General features: G+C 72.0%; 5 protein-coding genes and 1 pseudogene. 2 read left to right on the top strand and 4 right to left on the bottom strand.

The genetic code is table 11. From position 1 onward, the window contains the following. Positions 1-183 precede the first annotated feature (183 nt). Together G6R24_RS16210 and G6R24_RS16205 are read right to left on the bottom strand one after the other, a co-directional pair. On the bottom strand, positions 184-531 hold the full coding sequence (locus G6R24_RS16210) for a beta/alpha barrel domain-containing protein (protein ID WP_225438610.1): 348 nt from the start codon (positions 529-531) through the stop codon (positions 184-186). 418 nt (positions 532-949) lie between these two features. Beyond that, positions 950-2,848: an NAD-binding protein gene (locus tag G6R24_RS16205; RefSeq protein WP_391530386.1), complete on the bottom strand. Its 1,899-nt coding sequence runs from the start codon at positions 2,846-2,848 to the stop codon at positions 950-952. Positions 2,849-2,870: 22 nt separating this feature from the next. Here G6R24_RS16205 and G6R24_RS23770 point away from each other — a divergent pair. Then, positions 2,871-3,212: pseudogene (locus tag G6R24_RS23770) on the top strand (helix-turn-helix domain-containing protein); the annotation flags it as partial. Here the strand turns inward: G6R24_RS23770 and G6R24_RS22600 are convergent. Continuing rightward, a complete protein-coding gene (locus G6R24_RS22600; protein ID WP_225438609.1) occupies positions 3,189-4,196 on the bottom strand; it encodes a hypothetical protein in 1,008 nt (335 codons plus the stop codon). The pseudogene G6R24_RS23770 and the gene G6R24_RS22600 overlap by 24 nt on opposite strands. 136 nt (positions 4,197-4,332) lie before the next feature. On the opposite strand from G6R24_RS22600, the gene G6R24_RS22595 reads away from it, so the two are divergent. Then, positions 4,333-5,727, top strand: a complete 1,395-nt coding sequence (locus G6R24_RS22595; RefSeq protein WP_225438608.1) for a tetratricopeptide repeat protein — start codon at positions 4,333-4,335, stop codon at positions 5,725-5,727. Between the two features lie 6 nt (positions 5,728-5,733). Here G6R24_RS22595 and G6R24_RS16195 read toward each other — a convergent pair whose 3' ends face one another. After that, positions 5,734-6,768 carry a 4-hydroxybenzoate polyprenyltransferase gene (locus G6R24_RS16195; protein ID WP_163550079.1) on the bottom strand — a complete coding sequence of 345 codons (1,035 nt, stop codon included), beginning with the start codon at positions 6,766-6,768 and terminating at the stop codon, positions 5,734-5,736. Between the last annotated feature and the right edge of the window lie 601 nt (positions 6,769-7,369).

Raw genomic sequence — 7,369 nt, 5'->3', positions numbered from 1 at the left:
GGTCGAGGAAACCGTGCCCGCGGAGGGAACCGCGGGGGCGGCGGCAGGGGCGGGAATGACCGTGCTCGAGGCATGGACCGCCTCGGCACAGGCGATCTGGTCCGCGCGCAACAGCGCGTTGTTGATCCGCCGGACAACCGCCGGCACCGAGTTCGCCGGGTAGAGGCTCTGGTCCGGATAGGTCTACCCGGCCAGGTTCGCGTCCGCGGCCACCTGCCAACCGGACAGGTAGATCGCCCGCAGCCCCGCCCGGACCTGCTGGACGGCCTGGTTACCGGTCAGCGCACCCAGCGCCTGGACGTAGTCGGACTCGTGCAGCGACCGCCACAGCTTCTCGGCGCCGAGCCGGGCCAGTGTGTGTTCCTCGACGACGCTTCCGCGCAGCCGCACCACGTCATGTGCGGTGTAGGTGCGGCTGACACCGGCCCACCGCGGATCGTCGTCCCAACAGCGGGCCAGCTCGCGCTCGCCCCGATCCCCGCCGTCGGCGCCGACCGCCCGCGTCCCCGCCACCGAAGAGGCTCCGGCCATCCCGGTCGTTCGTGTCGGGCGGGTCGTCCTGCCAGCGTCATGCCCAGCCCGTCCGGTCCCGACTGTCCTGTTCTCGGCCATGTCGGCCCCCCTGCCCTGCGTTGGTGGGTATGCGCCCGCATCCGCGCGGGTCCGCTTCTCGTCGCGGCATCCTGGTCACGGAAACTGACCGGAACATTCCCCAGCGGAACCCAGCGCAACAGACCGTGTTCGGCGGGATCCGACCGCCATTCCGGTTGATTCCAGGATTGAAGCCCTGGCCGCGAACCAGATATCCCCCGAACAGGAGGACCCCGACCAGAAAGATCCTCGACGCCGTCAGGGCCCCGAGAACTCGGCGGCGGTCTCCAGGCCGCCCGCCTGATTACGACGCACCATGTCGACGATGCGGGTGACCGGCCCGACGACAAGCAGCGCGTCACCCGCGCACAGCCGCGTGTGCCGACCGGGCCGGGAGTTCGCCGCATCCGCCGCGGACGCCGGGCGCACCGCGAGCACCCGGGTGCCGGTGGCCAGCTCCTGCAGCGTCGGGCCGACCAGGTGACCGCCGCCACGCACGGTCATCCGGGCCACCAGAAACGGTGTCCGATCCACGTAGAAGGTGCTCAGCACGTCGTACCCGAGCGCGACCCCGACAAAGTACGGCGTGGCGAGGTCGGCGGCGCTGCGCGCGGTGTGAATCCCGAACCGGCGCTCGACCTCGTCCGCCATGGTCGTGTCGACGGTCCGTAGGCTCGTCCGTGGCGCCCCGGCCACCGCGCAGCTCGTCGTGGGCCTCCCGCGCGGACAGCACCGCCTCCAGATTCGCCAGACCATCGCTGGTGAGCGCCGCGATCGTGGTCGCGTGCGCGAGACCGGCCTCGAGCAGCGTCGAGCGCACCGTCGCATCCCCGATGATCACCGGTACGGACCGTTCCCGCGCGACCGGGAGGTAACGGTTGTTCTCGTCCCGTTCGATGACGACGACCTGACGGCCGGCCTGGAGCAGCCCGTCCATGGTGGCGACACCGACCGAACCCAGACCGCACAGCACCACGTGGTCACGGACCGCTCCGGCCCGTCCACGGCCCAGCGCCCGTTCCAGCCGGCGGCTGATGATGACATTGGTGATGAACGCGTAGACCACGGCGATCGACAGCGCCCCGAACAGCATCAACCCGATACCAAAGACCTGTAGCCACTGGTCCGCGGCGCCGAAGTTGAAGTCTCCGTAGCCGACGGTGACCATCGTCTCGACCGTCAGGTAGAGCGCGTCGACCGGCCCGAAGTTCGCCGGCGCGGCGCTGTTGTTGTCGGTGTAGGTCAGCGACAGAACCACCGTGCTGGTGACCATGATGGCCAGCACGACGCTGATCGCCAGTCGAAACGGCCGGTCCAGCTCGCCCCGGACCGAGGCCACCAGGTCCCTGACCCACCGCAGACCACCGCGCCGCGATCGCGGCCGGCCCGACATCCTCGCCAGCCCGTCACCCGACGAGGGCCGACCCGACGAGGCGGCGCTGCCCACGCCAGCGCCGTGACCGCGATGTCCGAGGGTCGCGAACAGCCGCGCGTCGTGCAGGCCGGAGACCTCCATGCCGCGTTCGTCGAACTCGGCGAGCCGACCCAGGACGGTCAGCCGGTCGCCCGGATGCAGCGGGGTGTCCCGCGGCGGGCAGACCTCACCGCGGCGTTCACCGGCCCGGCGCAACGAGATGGGGGTGAGATCGCCGTAACGGGCCCGGAACGCGCCCCGTCCGGAGATCTCCTCCTCGATGACGGCGAACACCTCGGCGTCAGCCCGGGCGCCCATCGTGAACGCGTGGGTGACGGCGGAGCGTATGCAGGCCTCGACGAAACTCGGCCCGGCGAGTACGGCCAGATTCAGCACCCGAGCCTGCCCCAGCGCGTCCGCCAGCTGATCACCGAGCTGCGCGTTGTTGACGTTGACGACCAGACGGACCCGCGGCGCCACCTCCGCGACGACAAGCGCCGTCTGCAGCGTCTCCAGGTCGGTCTCGTGGCAGACCACCACCGCCAGGGCCCGCGCGACACCGACCTCGCGCAACACGTCCGGGGCGTGCGGGCTTTCCAGCACCAGACGCACCCCGAGCCGTTCGAGGCGGCGACGCGCCACCGAGGTCACCCGGTCATCCACCCCGACCACGCCGACGCCGGAGTCCCTCAGCTGCTCGACCAGTCGCAACCCGAGCCGTCCAAGGCCCTCCAGACCGACCACGATCACCTGCCCGACCGGCACCCCGACACCATCGGACGGCCCGGGATCATCGGCACGGTCCCGGGCGCCCTCGACGGGCTCCCCTGAAGCCGTCCGCATATCCCTCCTCAGCAGCGGGTCAGTGTCGCATGATGGCCCCTGGCGGGTGGACGGAGCATCGTCGGGGCGGGTGGTCGCTGTCGCTTTTCGGACCCTGCTATCCCTACACACGTCAGGCCACGGCATATTGGTGCAGGTAAACCACCACGGTCTGCTACTCTCGCTCCTGGGGTATGTACGCGTGTATGAGCCGATTGATCTGGCAGCTATCACGACCAATGTCGAATTCGGCCGGGCGCTGACCAGCGTGCGGCTCCGAGCCGGGCTCAGCATCCGCGCCGTCGCGCAGCGGGTGCGGATTCCGGCCAGCACCGCCGGTGGTTACTTCAGCGGTGCGCATCTACCCGGCCTGCAGCCAGCGGACCTGCTCACCGACATGCTGCGCGCCTGCGGCGTGTCCGACGAGGCCGAACTCCAACACTGGACGGCCACCTGGATGCGTCTGCGCCGCGCGCGCCCGGCCGACGAGGAACACAGTGCCGACCCGCGCCCTGGCGGCGGCTCCGTCCGAGACAGCCGCGATAACCGGGATTACCGGGGCGATGGAGAGGGCGAGGGCACCGGAGCCGGCGAGCTCGCCGCGACGATCACCGTCGCGCCTCCGGTCGCCCGGTTGAACCGCATCGGCACGCTGTTCGGTCGCGAGGACATTCTCACCCGGCTCTCGACCCACCTGCCCGCGGCCGCGGGCGATCCGACCGATGCCGACGCCGGCCACGGTGGGGTGCACGTTCTGTATGGGATGGGTGGGATCGGCAAGAGCACGGTCGCTCTGGCCCTGGCCGACCGGGCACGTGGACGCGCGGTCCGGACCTGGTGGATCAATGTCACGGCGGCCGCGACGGTGCCGGCGGCCATGGCGGCGCTCGCGGTGGAACTCGGCGCGAACCGCCACGAGCTGCGCAATGGCAGCCTGCCCGACCTGGTGTGGCGTTACCTGCGTGCGCTGGACGAACCGTGGCTGCTGGTGATCGACAACGTCGATGATCCGGCGGCCCAGCTGGCGTTGCCCGGCGGCGAACTTCTCGACGGCAGCGGATGGCTGCGCCGGCTGGACGGCACCCGCGGCATGGTGGTCGTCACCACCCGGGACAGGTCCGCCTGGCCGGCCGAGGCCGGCCCCCACGAGGACGACAGCCCCGACAGCCCCGACGGGCGCTGGGTCACGCTCCATCCCGTTCGGGTCCTGGCCGACGAGGACGCCGGCGCGGCGCTGCGCACCCTCGCCGGCCCGGGCGCCGGTTCGACGGCCGAGGCGCGGATGCTGGGACGTCGCCTCGGCGGGCTCCCGCTGGCGCTCGGGTTCGCCGGCCGTTTCCTCGCCCGCACCGCGCGGATGCCGGCGCACTTCGGCGACCAGGAGGTGCCACGCACCTACCTGGCCTACGAGCAGGTCCTGCGCGCCGGCGGAGCGGGGCCGGTCCTACCGGACTTCGACGGGACCTCCCCCGCCCTCGACGGCGCCTCGCTGCGGACCACCGGCCGTGACCGCGAACGTGCGCTGGTCGGGCCCCACCTGGGAGCTGTCCCTGCAGGTCCTCACCGACCAGGGACGGCCCGCCGCCCGCCCGCTGCTGACCCTGCTCGCCTGCTTCGGATGCGACCTCATCCCGCTGGAACTGCTGGATCCCGCGACGCTGAGCACCGGCCCGCTGCTCGGGAAGCTGGGACCGACCCAGGTGTGGGATCTGTTGGACGCCCTCGCCGGCCAGGGCCTCATCGAACTCGTGCCGTCCCCGCCGCCCTCGACGACCACACCGGTCCGTCCCGTGCGGCCCAGCGACAACGGCTCCTCGGCCCCGGCCGCTCCGGTTTCGGACGCGGCTCCGGCACAGTGGCAGATCTGGCTGCACCCGCTCGTCCAGGACAGCTTCCGGCGCCACGCCGTGTACGGCGAGCGGCCCGCGGACTACCTGGAGGCCGTCACCGCACTGCTGGCCGGAGCCACCGGGTTCGACCCGCGCGATCCCGAGCACTGGGCCTGGTGGGCGCGGCTACGCGCGCACTGGGACGCGGCCCTGGGTCTGCTCGCCGACATCCCGGATGCGGTCCGCGCCGGGCTGCGGCTACCGCCGGAACTGCTCGTCGCCGCCACGCGGGGCGGTCGGTTCCTGCGCGCGACCGGCTATCCCACCCAGGCCGTCGCCACCTACGAGACGGTGCTGGCGATGGGTCGCCCGTTGCTCGGTGCCGAACACGCCGACGTGCTGGCCGTCGAGCATGATCTGTACCGGGTGATGGCGGCGCTCGGGCGGCAGGCCGACGCCGAGCCCGGATTCCGCCGGGTTCTGGACGCCCGGGTCCGACTGCTCGGCGCCAGCCACGCCGACACCCTGACGACGCAGCATTATCTGGCCCGCACGCTGCGGGAACTCGGCCATTTCACCGAGGCGTTGGAGCTGCTGAAACTGACCCTCGAGCGTCGCGTGCCCACCCTTGGCCCCACCCACCGCGACACGCTCACCACCCGGAACAACATCGGTGATGTGCTCGCCGAACTGGGCCAGCTCGACGAGGCACAGGAGATGTTGCACGCGGTGTGGGCGGCGCGTGGCGACATCCTCGGTCCGACCCACCCGGCGACCCTGGTCACCCTGGCGCATCTGACCCGGCTGGCGCTGCGCAGCGGTGCCGCGGAGCGGGCCGCCGACCACGCCCAGAAACTGGTCACGACCTGCCAGGAGGTACTCGGACCGGATCATCCGCGGGCGCTGGCAGCCGTCGGCCTCTACGGCGAGGTCGAACGGCGGCGGGGACGGCTGGCGCCCGCCGCCCGGGCCGGCTACCTGGCCGCCCACCAACGCAGCCTGCGGGTCCTCGGCCCCCTGCACGCCACCACCGCGACCCTCGCGGGACTGACCACCGCCGAGGCCTCCTGATCCCGGTCAGCGGGGCCGGACCCACATCGCCGCGGTCAGCGCCCAGCCGACGAGAACCGGCGGGGACGTCCACCACGGCAGCGCGCCGGGGGTGGTCAACAGCCAGGCGATGGCCGCCAGGTGGCAGGCCAGCAGGTTCATCAGCGTGAATCCGGCGCCGGGCGGCGACGGCGGACGCCGCTGCACCGGATCCAGGCCGGGCGCACCCGAACGCAGCAGATGGACCAGTCCGATCGCCGCGACCAGGGCCGCGGCCAGCGCGGAACAGGCCGCCAGACCGTGGCCCGCCGTCGGGGTGCCCGGATCGTCGGCGAGGCCGAATCCCACCACCACGGCCACGGCGATCAGCAGCCCCGCCTGCGCCGCGCAGACCAGCAGCACGTAACGGGACGGAAAGACGAACCCGCTCGGTCGCCGTAGCCGCACCCCGGTGATCAGGGCGGTGGTGAGCCGTCCCGTGAGTCGGTCGATGGGCAGGTCCCGCAGGCCGACCACGGTGGCCCCGGTGACAGCGGCGCCCAACGCGAAGCCCGCGGCCAGCACGAACGCCTCCACCCCGGGCCGTCCACCGGCGGCGAGCACCCCCAGGGGCACCCCGGCGGCCGGTGCGAGCGTGGGTACCACCGCGTCGGCCAGCCACTGGGCCGCCCTGACCATGACCCTCGCCGTCGGTGCCGCCGTGACCCGGCGTGCCGTGACCTGAAGCGTCCGCAGCACGACGAGCCCGGCGAACCCGAGCCCGTGGGTCACCGTAGGTGCCAGCAGCAGCGCCCCGATCGTCACCGCCAGGCCCGCCGCCGCCGCGCCCATCGCGACGACGACCGGGCTCACCTGCCCCCGCACCAGCGGGCTGGCCCGCCGGACCGGATTGATCCGGTCACCGGGCAGGCCGTCGAGGGCGTCCAGCAGCCGGCCGTGCGTCGAGACCAGCAGACCGGCGAGCGACAGCAGCAGCACGGTGACGACCCGCGGATGTGCGACGGCCAGCCCCCCGGCGGCGAACGGGACGGCATCGGCGAGCGCCAGGGCCGGTCGCGTCAACGCCCTCGCGTCCGCGAACCGACCCGGCCCCGACCGGCCATGTCGTGGCACACCCGCATCGCGGGTTCCCCCCCATAGGACCTCATGATCATCTCTCGCACCCGATGAAGCGCTGCGTTCACAAACGATCGCAGTCTGTCGAGATAAACTCATTCTCGCCGCTGCGAACAAGCCCCCCGCGGATCGCCGTACAACGTCGTACAGGCAGCTTTCCGTGCACAGTCCACGACCGGATGTCGAGATCTGGCACGCCCGCACCGAAGCACATCCGCGAATTCCCGAACGGTAAATCACCGTGCGTTACGGTTCGCCTGTTCGGTCCGCTCTGACACCCGGCCTCACCCCGGCGCCGGGGCCTCCCTCCAGCACGCACATCGCACGTCACAGGCCACGACACCACAACGGCGCGCTGAAACGCCGAAGCGGGCCTCCCCCCGACGAAAGGCCCGCTTCGGCGACAGCCCGGAGTCGGCGGCTCCGCCCACCTCCCCACGAGTGCGACGCGGGAGCAGACCATCAGGTGGGCGAGACCACGTTCGTCCGGCCTCACCAAGACAACCGTGAGTCAGGCTTTTCGCAAAGGGGATGGCGGTAGATCCGG

It is taken from the genome of Candidatus Frankia nodulisporulans (assembly GCF_902806475.1).
Lineage (GTDB): Bacteria > Actinomycetota > Actinomycetes > Frankiales > Frankiaceae > Frankia > Frankia umida.
Note: the sequence above shows the minus strand (reverse complement) of the source record. Positions and strands in the feature narration are given on the sequence as shown.

Coding starts and splice junctions, on each gene's coding strand:
- G6R24_RS16210 (WP_225438610.1), bottom strand. CDS start 531: ATGGCCGGAGCCTCTTCGGTGGCGGGGACGCGGGCGGTCGGCGCCGAC.
- G6R24_RS16205 (WP_391530386.1), bottom strand. CDS start 2,848: ATGCGGACGGCTTCAGGGGAGCCCGTCGAGGGCGCCCGGGACCGTGCC.